Origin of the sequence: Streptomyces sp. NPDC052396 (genome assembly GCF_044593195.1) — a bacterium.
GTDB lineage: Bacteria > Actinomycetota > Actinomycetes > Streptomycetales > Streptomycetaceae > Streptomyces.
In genome coordinates, this window is the sequence record NZ_JBIUAW010000005.1 from 445,102 (window position 1) to 464,927 (window position 19,826).

Genomic DNA, 19,826 nt, shown 5'->3' on the forward strand with positions numbered 1-19,826 from the left:
TACTGGCCGTGCGTTGTTGCCAGGGATGTTACCCATGGTGGGTAATCAGGCTGAGCTACTTGTGCAGGCCGGAACTCGTGATGCTGAAGGCATGGAAAGAAGGCCGCAAGAAGCGAACCCGCCTTCGCACACCAGCCGTTGGGTGGTCAGGCCGTGGCCTGCTGGCCAGCCGCGCGAAGAGCGGTTCAGAGCGCTGACCCTGCACGCGGACTCCCCTGATACCGCGCGAGTGGCCCGCAACACGACAAGAGACGCCCTCATCGACTGGGGCCTTGACTCCCGCGTGGATGATGCGGTCTTGGCTGTCTCCGAGCTGGTCGGCAACGTCATCCACCACGCGGTACCGGACAATCACCTGGCGAAGCCCGGGGCGCCCCGACTCGTCGAGCTGATCCTTCACATCTGGCCTGGCTGGTTGATCCTCGGGGTGCGAGACGAAGACTCCGATCCACCCACGTTCCCGTCCGGCGAAGCCTTCTCGCTGGTTTGGGCGCAGAACACTCCGGAGGCGGTGTTGCCGGACAGCGGGCGCGGCCTGCTCATCGCCACTCGCTTGGCGGACGCTCTGTGGTGGGTCCCGGAGGACCGGGGTGGCAAGACCGTCTACTGCCGATTCGACCTCCGCGTTCAGGAAGAGTCGCTGTAAAGACCCCGGATGGCTGTTCGCCAGGTGCCTCCCCAAGGGATCGGCAGGCGCGCGGCCATCCGGCTTGCTGAGACGGGATGGAGCCTCTGCTCAGCAGGGCGTGGCCCCTCGAGTGGCTACTGGGGGCGAGGGGCCACGCCCGTTTTGAAAGCAATCAGCAAGATCGGCAAGGAAGGTGGACGAGAGGTATGGCGAAGGACTCGGAGCAGCGTCGTGCACGGCGTGGGGATGTACTCCGGCGCAAGGATGGCCGGTTCAAGGTCAAAGGTGCTCGTTTAGGCAGGCGTGGTGAGGTTCTGGAGCTGGCGATCAAGCCGATGCGAAGGGCCGGGCGGTGACCGCTCCGAGGGGTCAACGGCTGCTGTCCTGCGGGCGTTTTCGTGTCGAGATCACCAACGGTCTTCGTCGCCATGGCGGCGAGATGCGGGTAAGGGCCGGTGGGGTCGATACGGGTGTGCGTGAGCTCGTGGGCTCCATGGCCTACCGGGTCCGCCAGTGGTGGTGGCGGCACGTCTCGCAACGCGAGTTGACTCAGCTCCTGGACCGGGCGCGACTCCGAACCCAACCTGCGGCCTCAGCGGAGGACTCGGCCTGGATGTGCCAGCACATCGCCGCGCGTGGCGGTGGTCGTGAAGGCGGCTCCCCGCCTGTATAAGCCGGGCGGGGGCTTCCGGTGGGAAGGCCGGTTGCTCCTGCCCTTCAACTTCCTTACGCCGTGCGGGGTCAGGTCGTCCATGCCCGACTGCTCTGCGGCAGCACCCCTACTGGTCGGGGGGTGAGGAAGATCGGCGGTCAGTTCCCCCTGGCCGCTGAAGCGGTCCGGACCTCGCCGGGAGGTCTGGACCGCGCCAGACATCAAACAGAACCGGACCACCCCTGCGCCGGGAAGCAACCGGGGTGGTCCGGCAGGGATCCGCGAGGAACCCCGGTGCCGAATGGTACCGGGGCCCTCGTCGTGCGTTCGTGCGATGCGCCCCTCGATAGTCAAGATCAGTCCAAGTCTTGGAAGGGGTGGCACGTTTCATGTTCGGGCCGGAGGAGGGGGCGTTCGAGGCTACGGGTGCCGGGTTCGATCCGGACGATGTGGTCTGGGTGCGCGGCGTGGACTACCTGGGCGGCTGGCGGGAAGCCCGGGACGCGGCGGCTGAGTTGGAGACGGCGCTGCGCAGTGCAGGGGTGGACACCGAGGACATGCGGATGACGGCCCAGACTCAGGCGGATGGCTCCGGGATGGTGCGTCTGGTCTGGACAACGGGCGTAGCGCGCGCTGTGGCACGGCTGTTGCGTAACGCTGGTTGACGGCCTGGGACGGTGGCCAAGCCCGCAGGTGTTCATCAGCATCACCTCACACTCAACCGCTGTCGCCGGATGCACGATCCGACCGTCCGCCGGCCACCTGCCCAGCCTCGTTCGGGGTGTGGGCAGAGGGCCGGGCTCGGCGGTTCGTCGGGGGACTGGCTGAGCGTGGTTGTCGCCTGCTTGGGCCTCAGCCAGGGAAAGTCAGCCACGATGGTGGGTCGGGCGAACGGGCAGGCGCGCGTGGTCTCCGGCAACCACCCACGCGGCTCAGCCACGCTTCTCGTTCTTCTCGTCACGGCGGACAGGAGGAGCGGCACAGCAACCGGTGCGCACGGCCGCGACGTAGCAACGGCTGCCGCTTCGCTGGCGCCGATGGGTAGCCGCGGGCTGGGCGGTGGGCGTCCGGCGGGACCGGCCGACAGGCCGCAGCCCGCCGGGGCGCCCGGACCGCCCGGCGCGCCAACGGCGCGCCCTTGAGGAAGTAAAGCGCAATTGGACCGATCGCCGGTCAGCCGCGTGCGGCCCGGGCGGGGCTGGCGGTGATGCGGTAGGTGAACTGGGCCTGGCTGGCGCTGGCGCGAAGTTCTTCGAGCAAAAGCGGTTGCTGGCCGGTGCCGTGGGTGATGCGGGTGGAGACGATGATCGGGGTTGCTTCCGGGATGCCGAGGGCCTGGCGTTCGTCGGGCTGGGGCATGCGGGCGCTGACGGTCTCCGACCAGGTGAGTTTGTGCCCGGCCTCGGCCAACAGGGCGTAGATGTCCGCCGGTTCTGTGTCGGGGGCGTCGGTGAGTGGTGTTCCCTCGGCGACCGCGAACGGGATGAGCACCCGGTGTTGCGCCCTGGCGCCGGTGGCCCGATCACTCAGCAGCCGGTCCACGCCGAACAGCGCTTCTCCCTCCCCCAATTGCAACAGGGCACCGGTAGCCGCGGTGGTCTGCGTTCGGTAGACGGCGGGCTTCTCGACTGCATCCCATGCCTGGCCCAGGACGTAGGTTCCGGCCTTGCGGGTCACGGCACGGTCGATGGTCAACGTCGGTGAGGGAAGGGCGCGCACGAACGAGCCCTTGCCATGGATGACTTCGATCAGTCCCTCAGAGCGCAGGGCGGCGACCGCGTTGCGGACCGTGGGGCGCGAGACGCCGTACCGCTCGATGAGCTGCGCCTCGGAGGGGAGCGGGGCGCCGGGCGGGAACTCGCCTGCGGCGATGGCTTTGCGGATCTCGGCTGCCACCTGCTGGTACAGCGCGCCCGGCCGCTGAATCTCTCCCACGGTTCTCTCCCTCGTGTCATGCATGGTCCGGTCGTTTCACATCACTCGTCAGCATAAGCACTTGCGCGGCATCAAACCAAGGGTCCATAGTCGTCACTCGTCAGCACGAGTGACGACCGGCAAGAGTTGTCGGCGTCCCCAATTGGCCAGGGAGGCCAGCACAGATGCAGTCCATTCCTGTGGACACAAGTCGGCTTGGCGTTGTGCGGTGTGCCGTCGCGCCAGAGCCGAAGATCACGGACTTTGAGAGCAAGCAGGTCAAGAAGGACAGGGACGGCAACACCGTCTACACGGTGGGCCTGGTGGTGCGGCAGGACGGGCGCCGGGCCTCAGTGATCGAGGTCTCCGTTCCCGGTGAGCCGGTCGGCGTGGCTGAAGGCATGGAGGTACGGCTCACCGGCCTGGAAGCCTTCTCCTGGGCCATGGGCGACCGGCATGGGATCAGCTTCCGCGCCGCCGCCATCACTCCCGTGGAACCGGCCGCCCGTGCAACGTCCGCCGGCGGTAAGGGTGGTGGGGCGTAATGGGGGCAATCCTGCTCGCGTTGTTCCTTGCCACGGTGGCGTGGGCGGTGGTGGCCGGAGCCGGGATGCGCGAGCGGTGCCCGGTGGCGTGGTGGTACCTGACCGGCTACCCGGCCACCGCCTGCCGGATCGTGTGGACCTGGCGCAAGGTCGCCACCCACACCGACCTGGCCGTCTCTCCCCGGCCTCGGCGGGGTCTGGTGGGGGACCTGGTGGTCAAGGGTGATCCGCTGCGGCTGGTCGCGCCGCGCATTTCCTTCCCCCGGGCGACCCGCACAGGTGTGACCTTGGAGGTGCGGCTGCACCCGGGGCAGACTCCGGCGCCGTTCATCGCGGCGGCCGATGCGTTAACCCATGCCTGGCGCGTCCACGCCGTCCGGGTCACCTCGCCGGAACGCGGCCGGGTGCACATCACGGCCCTGGCCAGTGACCCGCTCCTGCGCCCAGGACTGGTCTCGGCACCGGCGGCCCACCTCTCGGCGCTGGTCGGGGTCCTGGAGTCCGGCGGTGCATGGGTGATCAACCTGCGGCGCGTGCCGCACTGGCTGATCGTGGGGGCCACACAGTCCGGCAAGTCCACCCTCCTCGCCCGTCTGATCGCCCAATTCTCGACCCAGCATGTGGGGTTGATCGGCATCGACTGCAAGGGCGGCATCGAGCTCGGCCTGTTCGAACCGCGCTTGTCGGCTCTGGCCACCAACCGGCGCGAAGCCGTCGTCGTCCTCGGCTCGGTCGTCAACGACCTGGACGTGCGGATGAAAGCGTGCCGGAGCGCGGGAGTGCGGTCGATCTGGGACCTGCCGGACAAGCTGCGGCCAGTACCGCTGGTGGTGATCGTGGACGAGCTGGCCGAGCTGTACCTCGCCGACGGCACCCGCACCGGCAAGGCCGAGGTGGAACAGTGCTCCACCTTGCTGCTGCGAATCGCCCAACTCGGCGGGGCGCTCGGCGTGCACCTGGTGGTGGCCGGCCAGCGCATCGGCTCCGAACTCGGCAGCGGTGTCACCGCCTTGCGGGCCCAGCTCTCCGGCCGGGTGTGCCACCGGGTCAACGACCCGGGCACCGCCGAAATGGCGCTGGGTGATCTCAACAAGGACGCGGTGACCGTCGTGCAGTCCATCGCCACGAACGAGCAAGGCACGGCGGTGGTGGCCGGGCCAGACGGCGGCTGGGCCAGGGCCCGATCCCACCTGACCACCGTGGACGAGGCATTGCAGACTGCCCTGAAGTACTCCGACCTCACCCCGGCCCTCCCCGGCGTCTACCGGGCCCTGCTGCTCGCGGGCGAAGGAGGCGACGCCTCGTGAAAGAGAGCACCGCCCTCCCCCTGGTCCTGGTCTTCGGCGCCATGACCGTCCTGCTCATCCGCTCCCGCGAAGTGCGCTGGTGGGAAGCCGCACTGATCACGGTCTTCGGCGTCTACCTCGGGCAGACCCCGGCCGTGTTCACGGTCAACAGCTTCGTGACCTGGTTCCTCTCCGGCTTCAGCCACACCTGACCCAAAGGACGGCCGTATGCCCATGCGCCCCGTGCGCTGCCCCATCTGCAAGGGAGAGCGGCGCTTGAAGACCCGCACCGGCCACTGGCGCCGCTGCCGCTGCTGCCGAGGCACCGGCACCACCCGCTAGATCCAACCACCCACCGCAGCAAGGGAGATCCCCCATGGACGACACCGGCCCACCACCCCATCACTCCGCCGCCCATCTGGCGGCTCACCCCGGAAGGTCTCCACCATCACCACCGCACACTTCACCGCGGCTGACCGGCGCGCCGAACTCGACCGCGCGGCGCGCCTGCGTCAGCTCCCCGAAACCGACCAAGACCTCATCCGCCTCGCCAACGACCCGAAGTTCCCCCGCTGGGTCGAGCAAGTCACCGCCACCGGCGGCTGCGCCCACCCCATCCACCTCACCGGCTGGACCACCACCCGCGACGCGGCCACGGGCGAGATCCTGAGCCACTACTCCACCCGCGACGAACCCGGCGAACGCCTCCTGGTCCGCTGCCGCAACCGCCGCGCCAGCGTCTGCCCCTCCTGCTCCCGCCTCCACGCCGGAGACACCTTCCACCTGGTGCGAGCGGGGCTCACCGGCGGCAAGACCGTCCCGCCCACGGTCCGCACCCACCCCCGGCTCTTCGTCACCCTCACCGCCCCCAGCTTCGGCCCCGTCCACCGGGCTGCCCCCGACGGCCAGCGTTGCCGCCCCCGCCGGGAACGGACCGAGTGCGAACACGGCCGCCCGCAAAGTTGTCCCCGCATCCACGCCCAGGACGACCCTCAGGCCGGTCAGCCGCTGTGCCCGGCGTGCTACGACTACACGGCACATGTCTTGTGGCACGCGCACGCCGGCGAACTGTGGTCCCGCCTCGCCCGGGCCGTCCGCCGCTACCTCGCCACCTCAGCAGGCGTCCCCCAAAACCACTTCCCCCGTCACGCCCGGCTGTCGTTCGCGAAGGTCGCCGAGTACCAGCAGCGTGCCGCTATCCACCTCCACGCCGTCATCCGTCTCGACGGTCCCCAGGGTCCTGGGGACTCGCCCCCGCCCTGGGGAACGGCACAGCGCCTGATCGACGCCGTTCGTGGCGCTGCTCGGAGGGTCCTCGTCCACACCCCCTACAGCCCCGCCATGGGCGAACTGGCCCTCCGCTGGGGCACTGAACTCGACGCCCGTCCCCTTCAGGCATTCGGTGGCCCGGACGGCCTGGCTGATGACGCCGTAGCGGCCTATGTGGCCAAGTACGTCACCAAGGGAGCGACCACCACCGGAACCACCACCGGCCTCGACCACCGGATCCGCGACGCCACCGACATCGACCGCGCCCCCGTCACTCCACACGCTCGCGCGCTCATGCTCACCTGCTGGCGACTGGGCGGCCTCCCAGAGTTTGCCCACCTCAACCTGCAGGCCTCGGCACACACCCTCGGCTACCGAGGTCACATCCTCACCAAATCCCGTGTCTACTCGACCACTTACGCGAAGCTTCGAGTCCACCGGGCCGAGTACGAACGTGGTGCCGTCGAGCTCCCGGCCGGAGCCGACGTGATCACGGAAGCCAACTGGCGCTATCTCGGCTCTGGCCACACTTCCGGTGCTGCACTCATTGCGGCTGAAGTCGCTCAAAGCCACGTCCTGAGCCGTGAGTTCGCGCGCGAGGATCCCGCCCATGGAGTGATGCGGGGTGAGGCCAAGTGAGAGGCGGGTCCAACAGGCTTTTGACGCCGGGCCAGGCGGCTGACTACCTCGCGGTGCCGCTCAGCACTCTGTACAGCAACTGGCGAGTGTGGGGGCTCAAGGCATACCGCGTGGGCAGGCATCTGCGGTTCAAGGAAAGGGACTTGGAATTTTGGCTCGAAGCCCACACGGCAACATGAGGGCGTATAGAATTCTCGTGCTGAGTCCACATCAGGGAGGGGATCTCTAAACGTGGGTGCGATCATCAAGCGTTGTGACTGCTCGATCACTGCCTGGGAGCGATGCCCGCATCCCTGGGTTGTCCGCTGGCGGGAACCGGGGGGTCGCTCAGGGCGGCAGCGTGAAAAGTCGTTCGAGAAGGGGGCCGCCGGCCGGAAGCTGGCGGAGATGTTTGAACGCAAGGTTGAACGCGACAAGGACACCGGGTCGTACATCGATCCCCGGCAGTCGAAGCGCTCGTTCGCCGATGTCTGGGACGAGTGGATCAACGCAGGCGGTGAAGATCAGCTGGCTGAGTCGTCGCGTGTCCAGTACCGCAGCGTCTATAAGAACCACTTTGCGGAGTGGTTCGGCCCTCGCCCCATTGGGTCGATCACTGCCAGCGACATCACCAAATGGGAGACGGATCAGGCTGCCAGGGGGTACAAGCCCTACGGCATCGCGGTCCGCAAGAACATCCTGGCGTCCGTCTTCCGGTACGCGTGGAACGCGGAGATCATCACGAGGAATCCGTGCAGGAAGGCGGAGGCGCGTAAGCGTAAGGACCCGAAGTACACGCCCATCGACCCGTCGGAGGTCCCCACCACTTCGGAAGTCGAGATCATCTTCGAACACATGCCTGCCTACTACCGCTCATCGATCTGGAGCATGGCGGGGTGTGGTCTGCGGGTCGGCGAAGCCCTGGCTGTGTGCGAGACGAAGTGGAATCAAGAGGTGGGGTTCTTCGCCGTCAACGCGCAGCTTTCCACCTTCGGGGCGAACGAGGGGGCGGGGCGGTCGGTGGCCATTCGTGATGAGGTCAAGTGGTCCCGGCGGGGGAGGAGAGTGCCCGTGCCGGACATCACCAGGCAGGAATGGCAGACGCACATCAGCACGTACGGCACGTGGGGCGATGAAGGGTGGTTCTACGAGTCGGAGACCTACGGAGGGCGCTTCCCATCGCGGACGACGTTCCATGAGCGATGGAAGAAGGCGATCAAGAAGGCCAATCTGGAAGATCGCAAGCTGACCCCCAAGTCCCTGAGGCATTACTTCGCCTCGGTTGCCATTGGCGCCGGAGTGCCGTTGTTCGAGCTGGCACAGTGGATGGGGCATACGAGTAGCAAGACGACAGAGATGGTCTACGTTCACCTGCTGCCCGGGGCGGAGGAACGGATCAAGGGAGCGGTGGCGCTCGCTGTGGCACAGAACCTCTCCGACGCGCTGCCCCGCTATCGCGTGGCGTAGTGCCAACTCCGGCTCTGTGCTGAGCTGGTGCTGGGTCTGAGTGCAGTCATTGGGCATATTGCCTGGTGACTGCACTCTTCATGTCCTACGTGGAGTTCTACACCGGTGTGGGGTCCACCCTGGAGATGCCGGTCATGCTGGCCCCGGTGCCCAACGCGATCGACTTCTCCAACAAGAAGGTGCTGATCGCCGACGATGTGGCGGACACCGGCAAGACGCTGAAGCTGGTGCACGACTTCTGCCTGGAGCATGTGGCCGAGGTGCGCAGCGCGGTGATCTACGAGAAGACGCAGTCGCTGGTGAAGTGCGAGTACGTCTGGAAGCGCACCGACGAGTGGATCAACTTCCCGTGGAGCGTGGAGCCGCCGGTGGTGCGGCGCGAGGGCCAGGTCCTCGACGCCTGACGGATGTGAGAAGGCCCTGGCCGCGCTTGCGCGGCCAGGGCCTTCTGTCACAGTGTGCCCAGCTTGATGATCGACAGCAGGGCGATCAGCTGGATCGCCGAGGCGGCCAGCGCCTTGGGCCAGGGGATGTCATGGGACTTGCTGACCATCGAGGTGAACAGCACGCCCGCCAGAACCCAGGTCGCCCAGCCCAGTAGCTGGACGAAGGGGCTGTCGCCGCCCAGGAACATGGCGAAGACCAGGCGCGGGGCGTCCGTGATGGACATGATCAGCATGGACAGCCCCACCGTGGGCTGCCAGAGGCCGTCGCCGCCGAGCTGCCGGGCCATGGTGTGGGTGACAACGCCCAGGATCAGCCCGGAGATCAGGACGATGGCGCCGGCGGTCAGCACCAGCGGGACGGCGGAGGCCAGGGTGGCGTGCAGTACGTCCTTGCGCGCCTTGTCGAAGCCGAAGACGGCCAGCAGGCCGTAGACAAAGGTGACGATCAGCGCCGGGCCCCACATGGCGTGGTCGCGCATCCGCCAGAAGGTGGCGGAGGGGCGCAGCACAATGCCGCTCAGCAGCTCCTTCCAGTGCAGCCTGGGGCCGGGCGGCGGCCCGGCGGGCGCGGCCGCCTGGCCGGGGTCGCCGCCATAGGTGCTGGGGGCGCCATAGGGGTCGGACGCGCCGGGGGGCGGGTAGGCGTCCGGGGCCTCGCCCAGGGAGAACTGCTGGGTCTGGCCCGGGTGTTCACCGGGGCGGGTGGCGTAGGGGTCGTACGGCGCGGCGTACTGCTGACCGTGCTGCTGGCCGTACTGCGGTTGCTGCCCACCGCCGAAGTACTCCGGCTCGTCGTCGTGGCCGCCCGGCCGCTGCCACTGCTGACCGCCGCCATAGGGGGCGGCCTGCTGTTGCCCGGGGTACCCGGGGTGTTGTCCTTGCCGCGCGGGGCCGGGCTCGTTCGAGTCCCCGCCGCGTCCCATCCTGAATCCAGCCACGCCTTCGAACGTACCCGCTTCAGCCGGGCGGCGGAGCCGCCCCCGGGTGGCCGAGGGGGCCTTTGCTGCGGAGCTGTGACATCCCTTAGGGGCTTGCGGTGGGCCCCTCAGGGAAAGGTCGGGGTTTGGGAAAGGCCGGGGTTTGACGACGGCCGGTGCCCGCGAACACTCGCGGGCACCGGCCGTTGTCGTAGGGGCGTATGACGGCGGTTACTTCACCGGCTCCGGCTCCGGAGCGTCCGCCGACTCCCCGTCGCCCGCCGGCTCGACCGGGGTCTTGACGGACTCCAGCAGCAGCTGGGCGACATCCACCACCTGGATGGACTCCTTGGCCGTGCCGTCGTTCTTCTTGCCGTTGACCGAGTCGGTGAGCATGACCAGGCAGAACGGGCAGGCGGTGGAGACGATGTCGGGGTTGAGGGCGAGGGCCTCGTCGACGCGCTCATTGTTGATGCGCTTGCCGATGCGCTCTTCCATCCACATCCGGGCGCCGCCGGCGCCGCAGCAGAAGCCGCGTTCCTTGTGGCGGTGCATCTCCTCGTTCCGCAGGCCGGGCACCTTGGCGATGATCTCGCGCGGGGGTGTGTAGACCTTGTTGTGGCGGCCCAGGTAGCAGGGGTCGTGGTAGGTGATCAGGCCCTCGACCGGGGTGACGGGGACCAGCTTGCCCTCGTCGACAAGGTGCTGCAGCAGCTGGGTGTGGTGGATGACCTCGTACTCACCGCCGAGCTGGGGGTACTCGTTGGCGATGGTGTTGAAGCAGTGCGGGCAGGTCGCGACGATCTTCTTCTTGGACTTGGCGACCTTGACGCCTTCCTCCGCGTCCTCGCCGAAGGCCATGTTGAGCATCTCGACGTTCTGCTGGCCGAGCTGCTGGAAGAGGAACTCGTTGCCCAGGCGGCGGGCGGAGTCACCGGTGCAGTTCTCCTCGCCGCCCATGATGGCGAACTTCACGCCCGCCATGTGCAGCAGCTCGGCGAAGGCCTTGGTGGTCTTCTTGGCGCGGTCCTCCAGGGCGCCGGCGCAGCCGACCCAGTAGAGGTAGTCGACCTCGGTGAGGTCCTCGATGTCCTTGCCGACGACCGGGACCTCGAAGTCGACCTCCTTGGTCCACTGCAGGCGCTGCTTCTTGGCCAGGCCCCAGGGGTTGCCCTTCTTCTCCAAGTTCTTGAGCATCGTCCCGGCCTCGCTGGGGAAGGCGCTCTCGATCATCACCTGGTAGCGGCGCATGTCGACAATGTGGTCGACGTGCTCGATGTCCACCGGGCACTGCTCGACACAGGCGCCGCAGGTGGTGCAGGACCACAGGACGTCCGGGTCGATGACGCCGTTCTCCTCCAGGGTGCCGATCAGCGGGCGCTCGGCCTCGGCCAGGGCGGCCGCGGGGACGTCCTTGAGCTGCTCGGCTGTCGCCTTCTCCGCGCCCTCCATGTCCTTGCCGCCGCCGGCAAGGAGGTAGGGCGCCTTGGCGTGCGCATGGTCGCGCAGCGTCATGATGAGCATCTTCGGGGACAGCGGCTTGCCGGTGTTCCAGGCGGGGCACTGCGACTGGCAGCGGCCGCACTCGGTGCAGGTGTCGAAGTCGAGCAGGCCCTTCCAGGAGAAGTGCTCGATCTGGGAGACGCCGAACTGGGCGTCCTCCGCCGGGTCCTCGAAGTCGATCGGCCGGCCGCCGCTGGTCATCGGCAGCAGCGCGCCGAGCGCGACATCACCGCTGGCCTCACGCTTGAACCAGATGTTGGGGAAGGCCAGGAAGCGGTGCCAGGCCACACCCATGTCGGTCTTGAGGGAGATCGTGATCATCCAGATGAAGGACGTCGCGATCTTGATCATGGCGACCAGGTAGACAAGGTTCTGCAGGGTGTCGACGCTCAGCCCCCGGAAGGCCGCGACCAGCGGGTACGAGGCGAAGTACCCGGCCTCGTAGCCGTCCACGCCGTGCAGGGCGCCCTCCAGGCCGCGCAGCGTCATGATGCAGAGGCCGACGATAATGATGACGGCTTCGACGAAGTACGCCTGGCCGAAGTTGGAGCCGGCGAAGCGGGACTTGCGGCCGGCCTTGCCCGGCTTGCTCAGCTGCCGGATGACGATCAGGGCCAGGATGCCGAGCGTCGTCAGCAGGCCGAAGAACTCGACCCAGAGCTCGTACGGCAGCCAGTCGCCGATGAACGGCAGCAGCCAGTCGGCCTTGAAGAGCTGCCCGGCGGCGTTGACGATCGTGATCAGCAGCGAGAAGAAGCCCAGCGCGACGCCCCAGTGCGCGACGCCGACCACGCCCCAGCGGTTCATCCGGGTATGGCCGAGGAACTCCTTGGCAACGGTGACCGTGCGGTCCACGGGGGCGTCGGTGCGGGTGCCGGCCGGCACGGGTTGACCCATCCGCATATGGCGGACGATCTGCAGCACGGCACGGCCGAGCAGCGCGACGCCGACCACGATGAGAACCAGCGACACGATGATCGCGGCGAGTTGCATGGGTGGCTCCTCGGGCCTGCGAGAGCGGGATTACTAATCAGTAACTTATCCAGTCCGTACGAGACTACTCACTCTCTCGCGCCCGCCACACCCGCAGCGCCGGTGATCTGCGTCGCCCGGGCGGCCTCCACCGTGGCGGGTGATCGTAAGCCCCATATAAAAGTTGAGCCCCCTCGACTCAGCTCCGTTGACACGATCGCTTCGGTGTTGCACTCTTGAGCCTGTTCCACTCAAGTCATGGAGGACTGAAAATGGCACGTGCGGTCGGCATCGACCTGGGTACGACGAACTCCGTCGTCAGTGTTCTCGAGGGCGGTGAGCCCACCGTCATCACCAACGCCGAGGGCGCCAGGACCACGCCGTCCGTCGTCGCCTTCGCCAAGAACGGCGAGGTGCTGGTCGGCGAGGTCGCCAAGCGCCAGGCTGTGACCAACGTGGACCGGACCATCCGGTCGGTGAAGCGCCACATGGGCACCGACTGGAAGATCAACCTGGACGGCAAGGACTTCAACCCCCAGCAGATCTCCGCCTTCATCCTGCAGAAGCTGAAGCGGGACGCCGAGGCGTACCTGGGTGAGAAGGTCACGGACGCGGTCATCACCGTCCCGGCGTACTTCAACGACTCCGAGCGCCAGGCCACCAAGGAGGCCGGCGAGATCGCGGGTCTGAACGTCCTGCGTATCGTCAACGAGCCCACCGCGGCCGCCCTGGCCTACGGCCTGGACAAGGACGACCAGACCATTCTGGTCTTCGACCTCGGTGGCGGCACCTTCGACGTCTCGCTGCTGGAGATCGGCGACGGCGTGGTCGAGGTCAAGGCCACCAACGGTGACAACCACCTCGGTGGTGACGACTGGGACCAGCGCGTCGTGGACTACCTGGTCAAGCAGTTCCAGAACGGTCACGGCGTCGACCTGTCCAAGGACAAGATGGCCCTCCAGCGCCTCCGCGAGGCCGCCGAGAAGGCCAAGATCGAGCTGTCCTCGTCCACCGAGACCACGATCAACCTGCCCTACATCACGGCCTCCGCCGAGGGCCCGCTGCACCTGGACGAGAAGCTCACCCGCGCCCAGTTCCAGCAGCTGACCGCGGACCTGCTGGAGCGCTGCAAGACCCCGTTCCACAACGTGATCAAGGACGCGGGCATCCCGCTGTCCGGCATCGACCACGTGGTCCTGGTCGGCGGCTCCACCCGGATGCCGGCCGTCGCCGAGCTCGTCAAGGAGCTGACCGGCGGCAAGGAGGCCAACAAGGGCGTCAACCCGGACGAGGTCGTCGCCATCGGTGCCTCGCTCCAGGCCGGTGTCCTCAAGGGCGAGGTCAAGGACGTCCTGCTGCTCGACGTCACCCCGCTGTCCCTCGGTATCGAGACCAAGGGCGGCATCATGACCAAGCTGATCGAGCGCAACACCACGATCCCGACCAAGCGCTCCGAGATCTTCACCACGGCCGAGGACAACCAGCCGTCCGTGCAGATCCAGGTCTACCAGGGCGAGCGCGAGATCGCGGCGTACAACAAGAAGCTCGGGATGTTCGAGCTGACCGGTCTGCCGCCGGCCCCGCGTGGCGTCCCGCAGATCGAGGTCTCCTTCGACATCGACGCCAACGGCATCATGCACGTGACCGCCAAGGACCTGGGCACGGGCAAGGAGCAGAAGATGACCGTCACCGGCGGCTCCTCGCTGCCGAAGGACGAGGTCGACCGGATGCGCGAAGAGGCCGAGAAGTACGCGGAGGAGGACCACAAGCGCCGCGAGGCCGCCGAGACCCGCAACCAGGGCGAGCAGCTGGTCTACCAGACCGAGAAGTTCCTCAAGGACAACGAGGACAAGGTCCCGGCCGAGGTCAAGACCGAGGTGGAGACCGCCGTCGGCGAGCTCAAGGAGAAGCTCAAGGGCGAGGACTCCGCCGAGATCCGCACCGCCACCGAGAAGGTCGCCGCGGTCAGCCAGAAGCTGGGCCAGGCCATGTACGCCGACGCCCAGGCCGCCCAGGGTGCCGCCGGCGCCGCGGGTGCCGGTGCCGCCGGTGCCCAGCAGCCCAAGCACGAGGACGACGTGGTCGACGCCGAGATCGTCGACGACGAGAAGCCGAAGGGCGGTGCTTCGGCGTGACGGAGGAGACCCCGGGCTTTGACGAGAAGCCTGAAGGCCCCTCCAACGCCGAGACCCCCAAGGAGCAGGGTGCCGGTCCCGCCGACAAGGCGGGTCCGGCCCCGGCCGGGGAAGAGCTGGTCGAGGTAGGCCTCCAGGCACAGCTGGACCAGGCCCAGGCTGCGCTGGGTGAGCGCACCGCGGACCTCCAGCGGCTCCAGGCCGAGTACCAGAACTACCGTCGCCGCGTCGAGCGGGACCGGGTGCAGGTCAAGGAGGTCGCGGTGGCGAACCTCCTGTCCGAGCTGCTGCCCACGCTCGACGACATCGGGCGCGCCCGTGACCACGGGGAACTGGTCGGCGGCTTCAAGTCCGTCGCCGAGTCCCTGGAGACGGTCGTCGCCAAGATGGGCCTTCATCAGTTCGGCAAGGAGGGCGAGCCCTTCGACCCGCTGATCCACGAGGCCCTGATGCACAGCTACGCACCGGACGTCACCGAGACCACCTGCGTGCAGATCCTGCAGCCGGGGTACCGGATCGGCGAGCGCACCATCCGTCCCGCGCGGGTCGCGGTCGCCGAGCCGCAGCCGGGCGCCCAGCCCAAGGCGGAAGCGGACGACGATGCCGAGGAGAGCGGTGGCCCCGACGAGGGCTGACGCCATGACAGCCGACAGTGACCGGGAGGAGGGACGCCGGGGATGAGTACCAAGGACTTCCTGGAGAAGGACTACTACAAGGCCCTCGGCGTCTCCAAGGACGCCACCGAGGCGGAGATCAAGAAGGCGTACCGGAAGCTCGCCCGCGAGTTCCACCCGGACGCCAACAAGGGCGACGCCGCGGCCGAGGAGCGCTTCAAGGAGATCTCCGAGGCCTATGACGTACTCGCGGACGCCAAGCGCCGCAAGGAGTACGACGAGGCGCGCGCCCTCTTCGGCAACGGTGGCTTCCGGCCCGGTCCGGGCGGTGGCGGTTCGTTCAACTTCGACCTGGGCGACCTCTTCGGAGGCGCCCAGGGCGGAGCCGGCGGCGGCGGCTTCGGCGGTGGCATCGGCGATGTCTTCGGCGGCCTGTTCAACCGGGGCGGCGGCGGCACCACCCGCACCCAGCCGCGGCGCGGCCAGGACATCGAGTCCGAGGTCTCGCTGAGCTTCGGCGAGGCGGTCGAGGGGGCCACGGTCCCGCTGCGGATGTCCTCCTCGGCGGCCTGCAAGGCCTGCTCCGGCACCGGTGACAAGAACGGCACGCCCAGGGTCTGCCCCACCTGTGTGGGCACCGGCCAGGTGTCCCGCGGCGCGGGCGGCGGCTTCTCGCTGACCGACCCCTGCCCCGACTGCAAGGGCCGCGGGCTGATCCCCGAGAACCCCTGCGATGTCTGCAAGGGCAGCGGACGCGCCACCTCCTCGCGCACCATGCAGGTCCGTATCCCCGCCGGAGTCTCCGACGGCCAGCGGATCCGGCTGCGCGGCAAGGGCGCGCCGGGCGAGCGTGGCGGCCCCAACGGCGATCTGTATGTCGTGGTCCATGTCGGCTCCCACCCGGTGTTCGGGCGCAAGGACGACAACCTCACCATCACCGTGCCGGTCACCTTTGTGGAGGCCGCACTCGGTGGCGAGGTCAGGGTGCCCACCCTCGGCGGCCCCCCGGTGACCCTCAAGCTGCCGCCCGGCACGCCCAATGGCCGCACCATGCGCGCCCGGGGCAAGGGCGCGGTCCGCAAGGATGGCACCCGGGGCGACCTGCTGGTCACCGTCGAGGTCGCGGTGCCCACGGACCTGGGTGACAAGGCCCGGGACGCTCTGGAGACCTATCGTGAGGCCACCGCGGGCGAGGATGTGCGCGCGGAGTTGTTCCAGGCAGCGAAGGGAGCGTGACCCCATGACCGCGACCGGCGACGGCCGCCGACGGAACCCTTATGAACTCACCGACGAGTCGCCGGTGTACGTCATCTCCGTCGCGGCTCAGCTGTCGGGCCTGCATCCGCAGACCCTGCGGCAGTACGACCGGCTGGGCCTGGTCTCGCCCGGCCGTACGGCCGGACGCGGCCGCCGCTACTCGGCCCGGGACATCGAACTGCTGCGTCAGGTACAGCAGTTGAGCCAGGACGAGGGCATCAACCTGGCCGGTATCAAGCGCATCATCGAGCTGGAGAACCAGGTCGCGGCGCTCAGCGCCCGCGTCGCGGAGCTCCAGGCGGTGGTGGACGGCGCCGCGGCGGCGATGCAGCAGCGCGAGGCCCAGGTGCACGCTTCCTACCGGCGCGACCTGGTTCCGTACCAGGACGTCCAGCAGACCAGCGCGCTGGTCGTCTGGCGGCCCAGGCGGGACCGCTGACCTTCTTTTCCCTTCGGGCAAGGCCCGCCAAGGCCCGTCATCTGCTCGGTGACGGGCCTTCACCCGCCGCGTTCGCGGGGTTCATACGTACCGCCCGGGCAGCGAACTCGCCCGGTCCTGCGTAGGGTTGAGCCAGCCGTCCGGTGCCAACGGGTCGCACCTGTCCGGACCGTATCCCCCGCCGTGTGATCGGAGCCCAGCCATGCCCGAAACCGCCCGCACTCCGCGCGAGGCCCTCACCGCCTACCACCAGGCCATGCTGGCCTGGTCCGCCGATGACCTCGCCGATCTCTACGCACCGGACGCGGTGCATGAGTTCCCCTTCCTCACGCCCGGCTGGCCGGAGCGCTATCAGGGGCGGGAGGAGGTGCGGGCCGGGTACCGGGCGGCCTGGGGGGCGTCTTCGGTGCGGCTGCGGGAGATACGCGACGTGGTGGTGTTCGACGGGGCGGACCCGGAGGTGGTCATCGGACAGTGGAAGGCCACCGCCACCCTGGGTGACGATGGCCAACCGGCGCAGATCACCGGCCTGTTGATCCTGCGGGTGCGGGACGGGCTGATTGTGCATGCCCTGGACTACATGGACACCCTGGGCACATTCCACGCGCTGGGGCGGGTGTCGGTCTTGCTGGCCGCGCTCGGGGAGGAGTGAGCGGGGGCCGGTGGTTCAGGAGATCGGGCTGCCGGTCGGGAAGCCGCGCAGGGCGACCGAGGAGACCGAGACGATCTTGCGCCAGTCGAAGTAGTACTTGTCCATCGCCGCGGGGCTGGTGATCCACCGCTTCTGGCCGTTGGTGACCAGGTACACCTGTGGGCCATCGGGGGCCTTGGCCAGGAAGGCGCCGTCGGAGAGCTGCCCGCCGTCGGTGATGCCCTCGACGTCGACTGCATAACGGATGCCGTCCCAGCCGCGGAACAGTTGGTCGTAGGTGGCCGGATTGGGGATCCAGCGCCGCTTGCCGTCCAGGATCAGATAGACCTTGCCGCCGTTGATGCCTGTTACGCGCAGTCCGTTGAGCTCCGGGTGGACACCTCTGAGGTGAGCGGCCGAAAGCTGGGCGGCAGGTCTGGCCTGCGGCTGCGCCACCGCGGCCACCGCGGCCGGAGCGGCCGCGAAGGCGGCGGAGGAGGCGAGCAGCAGGGCGGCGAGTGTGGTGAGCGAGGAGCGTCGGGGCACGGGGGCCTCCAGGGGTTGATGGTCGGATGACCGTGCTCAACTCACGTGCGGGGCCGTGCGATTGCCGCGGCACAGCTTTATCGGGGCGGAAACCGGTGTCAACGTCCGGTTCCCGCCATCGGGTTCGCTCAGCCTGTCGTGGGATACGCCTTGAGTGTGCTGGTGTCCTTGTCCAGGGCGATGCCCGTGTAGCCGTTGACCAAGACGGGTGCGATGCCCGGTGACGTCTTGGCGTCCGCTCCGGTGCGGGAGTCCAGGGCCACCGGGCCGTTCCCGGTGGTGCCGTAGACGACGCCGTTCCAGACGGCACTGACTCTGGGTGCCACCCGGTTGGCGTTCTTGTCCGGGAGCTGCCACAGCGGTTGGGCGGAGGAGGCGTCAAGAGCGATCAGCTGCCCGTCGGCGGAGGGGTCGCCGCAGAGGGTGGCCGACTTGCCGTCGTAGAGGCAGTCAAGGCCGTAAGTGCCGTTCGGCAGCTCGCCCTTGACCTCCCCGGTGCGGGGATCGAGGAACCGGGTGAAGCCATGCCCGCTGCCGTAGTCGCGGCCGGAGAAGGCGAGCAGGTGTGGTGCGGCTGCCTGGATGGAGGACTCATAGCTCGCGTCCTTGGTGGACCAGCGGGACTCGCCGGTGGCGAGGTCGAAGCCCTTGAGGTGTTGCTGGGCCCCGATGCCGGACGGGTCCAGGGCGGTCACCACGCCATCGGCCGCGGCCGCGGCGGCGAGGTCCTTCTGCCAGAGCGTCTGGCGGGTGTCCAGGCTGACGGCGTAGGTGATGCCGTGTTCGTCGTCGGATACCCGGACGACGGCGATGCCGCGGTCGGCGCTCACCACGGCGGTGGTGACCTTGCCAAAGGAGTTACCGGCCCAGGCGGGCAGTACGGTCTCGGTGCGCCACTCCCGGGTGCCGTTCTCGGCGTTGACGTAGACCATCTCCAGGGCGGTGCCGGAGGGCGTGGTGCCGGAGCTCGGAATCTGCACCAGGAACGGCATGACCACCAGCGACTTGCCATGGAAGTCGGCGATCACCGGTGGCGGGACCGAAGTCCGGTCGAAGGTACCGCCGTTGTTGCCGAGTGGTTTGCGCTGCGGCTCCACGGTGGCGCGTACCCGGCCGGTGGTGGTGTCCACGGCCTGCAGGCGGTCGGCGGAGGCGACATAGGCGGTGGTGCGGAACAGGGATATCGGGGGGTGGCCGGCCAGCCGGCCCGCCATGTCGATGTTGCCCTGGTTCGCCTCGTTCGGGAGGCCCACCCCGGCGTTGCCGAAGGTGTGCGGCGGGTCGAAGCTCTTACGGGCCGGCGGGGCGTTGTGCGGAGCGGACACCGGCTTCATCCCGTCGCCGCCGCCGCTTCCGCCACAGGCGGTAAGGGAGACAAGCGCCGCCACAATGGCGGCAGTTGCCGCGGCGACCGTTGCGGGACGTTTGGTGGATGGCATGGCGGGGCCCCCTGATCGCGCCTTCTGCTAAGTGCGGGAAGGATCTTCGCATGTCGCCGGCTGGGTCAGCCGGTCCGTCAGCCGGTCCGCCAGCCGGTCGAGGGCGGCGCGTATGCCGTGGCCGTAGGGGTCGTCCCCGAGTGCGCCGGTGAACGCGCGGGCGTGGGCGAGGTGTTCACGGGCCCGGGCCGGGTCGCCGGTCCTGCGGTAGCTCTCCGCCAGGTTGAGGTGGAGGGAGGGGTAGAAGCCGCGGATCGCCAGAGAGGAGTGGTGCTCCTTGACGCGGGCGTCGGTGACGGAGTCGGCGGCGGCCAGGGCACGTTGGTCCCAGAGCAGTTCCTGGTGGGGGTCGTCCTGGGTATCGGCCAGGTGGTGCGCCAGCACGCACTGGTGGAAGGGGTCGCCGTCCGGGGATATCTCCGCCCATAGCGCATCGAGGCGGTTCCGCGCGGCCGCCGGGTCGCCCTCGTGGTGCAGGGTGACCGCCTCGTGGATGCGGGCCATGGTCGGGTCGTCTGCCGTCATGGCGGAGAGGCCATGGGGAGGGT

At 68.5% G+C, this 19,826-nt stretch carries 19 protein-coding genes and 1 pseudogene; 14 read left to right on the forward strand and 6 right to left on the reverse strand.

The genetic code is table 11. The features are described 5' to 3' along the window. The first annotated feature begins 34 nt into the window (after positions 1–34). Together ACIHFE_RS16025 and ACIHFE_RS16030 are read left to right on the forward strand one after the other, a co-directional pair. Complete coding sequence (locus tag ACIHFE_RS16025; protein ID WP_400106830.1) at positions 35–646, forward strand: ATP-binding protein; 612 nt, start codon at positions 35–37, stop codon at positions 644–646. Positions 647–1,657: 1,011 nt separating this feature from the next. After that, on the forward strand, positions 1,658–1,945 hold the full coding sequence (locus ACIHFE_RS16030; protein WP_400106832.1) for a hypothetical protein: 288 nt from the start codon (positions 1,658–1,660) through the stop codon (positions 1,943–1,945). Positions 1,946–2,453: 508 nt separating this feature from the next. Here ACIHFE_RS16030 and ACIHFE_RS16035 read toward each other — a convergent pair. Continuing rightward, positions 2,454–3,215: a GntR family transcriptional regulator gene (locus ACIHFE_RS16035; protein ID WP_400106834.1), complete on the reverse strand. Its 762-nt coding sequence runs from the start codon at positions 3,213–3,215 to the stop codon at positions 2,454–2,456. Positions 3,216–3,379: 164 nt separating this feature from the next. On the opposite strand from ACIHFE_RS16035, the gene ACIHFE_RS16040 reads away from it, so the two are divergent. The 7 genes and pseudogenes from ACIHFE_RS16040 to ACIHFE_RS16070 all read left to right on the forward strand — a co-directional run. Beyond that, positions 3,380–3,739, forward strand: a complete 360-nt coding sequence (locus tag ACIHFE_RS16040) for a hypothetical protein (protein WP_400106836.1) — start codon at positions 3,380–3,382, stop codon at positions 3,737–3,739. Then, positions 3,739–5,046, forward strand: coding sequence for an FtsK/SpoIIIE domain-containing protein (locus tag ACIHFE_RS16045; RefSeq protein ID WP_400106838.1), 1,308 nt, complete (start codon positions 3,739–3,741; stop codon positions 5,044–5,046). Before ACIHFE_RS16040 ends, ACIHFE_RS16045 begins: the two co-directional genes overlap by 1 nt. Beyond that, positions 5,043–5,237: a hypothetical protein gene (locus ACIHFE_RS16050; protein WP_400106840.1), complete on the forward strand. Its 195-nt coding sequence runs from the start codon at positions 5,043–5,045 to the stop codon at positions 5,235–5,237. The genes ACIHFE_RS16045 and ACIHFE_RS16050 overlap by 4 nt, the downstream gene beginning before the upstream one ends. Positions 5,238–5,565: 328 nt before the next feature. Then, positions 5,566–6,933, forward strand: coding sequence for a replication initiator (locus ACIHFE_RS16055; protein ID WP_400107028.1), 1,368 nt, complete (start codon positions 5,566–5,568; stop codon positions 6,931–6,933). Further along, complete coding sequence (locus ACIHFE_RS16060; protein WP_400106843.1) at positions 6,930–7,112, forward strand: helix-turn-helix domain-containing protein; 183 nt, start codon at positions 6,930–6,932, stop codon at positions 7,110–7,112. Before ACIHFE_RS16055 ends, ACIHFE_RS16060 begins: the two co-directional genes overlap by 4 nt. A gap of 52 nt (positions 7,113–7,164) precedes the next feature. Beyond that, a complete protein-coding gene (locus ACIHFE_RS16065) occupies positions 7,165–8,379 on the forward strand; it encodes a tyrosine-type recombinase/integrase (RefSeq protein WP_400106845.1) in 1,215 nt (404 codons plus the stop codon). Between the two features lie 74 nt (positions 8,380–8,453). Continuing rightward, positions 8,454–8,783, forward strand: a pseudogene (locus ACIHFE_RS16070) (phosphoribosyltransferase); the annotation flags it as partial. A gap of 47 nt (positions 8,784–8,830) precedes the next feature. On the opposite strand, the gene ACIHFE_RS16075 reads toward ACIHFE_RS16070, so the two are convergent. Together ACIHFE_RS16075 and ACIHFE_RS16080 are read right to left on the reverse strand one after the other, a co-directional pair. Continuing rightward, positions 8,831–9,763, reverse strand: coding sequence for a Yip1 family protein (locus ACIHFE_RS16075; protein ID WP_400106847.1), 933 nt, complete (start codon positions 9,761–9,763; stop codon positions 8,831–8,833). Between the two features lie 210 nt (positions 9,764–9,973). Continuing rightward, complete coding sequence (locus ACIHFE_RS16080) at positions 9,974–12,238, reverse strand: (Fe-S)-binding protein (protein ID WP_400106849.1); 2,265 nt, start codon at positions 12,236–12,238, stop codon at positions 9,974–9,976. A gap of 251 nt (positions 12,239–12,489) precedes the next feature. On the opposite strand from ACIHFE_RS16080, the gene dnaK reads away from it, so the two are divergent. The 5 genes from dnaK (at position 12,490) to ACIHFE_RS16105 (ending at position 17,314) form a co-directional block, all read left to right on the forward strand. After that, positions 12,490–14,352, forward strand: coding sequence for a molecular chaperone DnaK (dnaK, locus tag ACIHFE_RS16085; RefSeq protein WP_400106852.1), 1,863 nt, complete (start codon positions 12,490–12,492; stop codon positions 14,350–14,352). Beyond that, positions 14,349–14,987, forward strand: coding sequence for a nucleotide exchange factor GrpE (gene grpE, locus ACIHFE_RS16090; RefSeq protein ID WP_400106854.1), 639 nt, complete (start codon positions 14,349–14,351; stop codon positions 14,985–14,987). The genes dnaK and grpE overlap by 4 nt, the downstream gene beginning before the upstream one ends. A gap of 42 nt (positions 14,988–15,029) precedes the next feature. Further along, complete coding sequence (gene dnaJ / locus ACIHFE_RS16095) at positions 15,030–16,202, forward strand: molecular chaperone DnaJ (RefSeq protein WP_400106856.1); 1,173 nt, start codon at positions 15,030–15,032, stop codon at positions 16,200–16,202. Between the two features lie 4 nt (positions 16,203–16,206). Continuing rightward, a complete protein-coding gene (locus ACIHFE_RS16100) occupies positions 16,207–16,662 on the forward strand; it encodes a heat shock protein transcriptional repressor HspR (RefSeq protein ID WP_400106858.1) in 456 nt (151 codons plus the stop codon). A gap of 202 nt (positions 16,663–16,864) precedes the next feature. Beyond that, positions 16,865–17,314, forward strand: coding sequence for a nuclear transport factor 2 family protein (locus ACIHFE_RS16105; RefSeq protein WP_400106860.1), 450 nt, complete (start codon positions 16,865–16,867; stop codon positions 17,312–17,314). 15 nt (positions 17,315–17,329) lie between these two features. Here the strand turns inward: ACIHFE_RS16105 and ACIHFE_RS16110 are convergent, their stop codons facing one another. From ACIHFE_RS16110 to ACIHFE_RS16120, 3 genes are all read right to left on the reverse strand, one after another. Then, positions 17,330–17,839 (reverse strand): hypothetical protein, encoded by a 510-nt coding sequence (locus ACIHFE_RS16110; protein WP_400106862.1) that lies wholly within the window; start codon positions 17,837–17,839, stop codon positions 17,330–17,332. A 128-nt stretch (positions 17,840–17,967) separates the two neighbouring features. Then, positions 17,968–19,278 (reverse strand): PQQ-binding-like beta-propeller repeat protein, encoded by a 1,311-nt coding sequence (locus tag ACIHFE_RS16115; RefSeq protein ID WP_400106864.1) that lies wholly within the window; start codon positions 19,276–19,278, stop codon positions 17,968–17,970. Positions 19,279–19,305: 27 nt separating this feature from the next. Further along, positions 19,306–19,803 carry a hypothetical protein gene (locus ACIHFE_RS16120; RefSeq protein ID WP_400106866.1) on the reverse strand — a complete coding sequence of 166 codons (498 nt, stop codon included), beginning with the start codon at positions 19,801–19,803 and terminating at the stop codon, positions 19,306–19,308. Positions 19,804–19,826: the final 23 nt, after the last annotated feature.

Excerpts from the sequence above, each read along its gene's own strand:
- ACIHFE_RS16040 (WP_400106836.1), top strand. The coding sequence starts at position 3,380 with ATGCAGTCCATTCCTGTGGACACAAGTCGGCTTGGCGTTGTGCGGTGT.
- ACIHFE_RS16105 (WP_400106860.1), top strand. The coding sequence starts at position 16,865 with ATGCCCGAAACCGCCCGCACTCCGCGCGAGGCCCTCACCGCCTACCAC.
- ACIHFE_RS16080 (WP_400106849.1), bottom strand. The coding sequence starts at position 12,238 with ATGCAACTCGCCGCGATCATCGTGTCGCTGGTTCTCATCGTGGTCGGC.
- ACIHFE_RS16100 (WP_400106858.1), top strand. The coding sequence starts at position 16,207 with ATGACCGCGACCGGCGACGGCCGCCGACGGAACCCTTATGAACTCACC.
- dnaK (WP_400106852.1), top strand. The coding sequence starts at position 12,490 with ATGGCACGTGCGGTCGGCATCGACCTGGGTACGACGAACTCCGTCGTC.
- ACIHFE_RS16025 (WP_400106830.1), top strand. The coding sequence starts at position 35 with ATGGTGGGTAATCAGGCTGAGCTACTTGTGCAGGCCGGAACTCGTGAT.
- dnaJ (WP_400106856.1), top strand. The coding sequence starts at position 15,030 with ATGAGTACCAAGGACTTCCTGGAGAAGGACTACTACAAGGCCCTCGGC.
- ACIHFE_RS16045 (WP_400106838.1), top strand. The coding sequence starts at position 3,739 with ATGGGGGCAATCCTGCTCGCGTTGTTCCTTGCCACGGTGGCGTGGGCG.
- ACIHFE_RS16115 (WP_400106864.1), bottom strand. The coding sequence starts at position 19,278 with ATGCCATCCACCAAACGTCCCGCAACGGTCGCCGCGGCAACTGCCGCC.
- ACIHFE_RS16120 (WP_400106866.1), bottom strand. The coding sequence starts at position 19,803 with ATGACGGCAGACGACCCGACCATGGCCCGCATCCACGAGGCGGTCACC.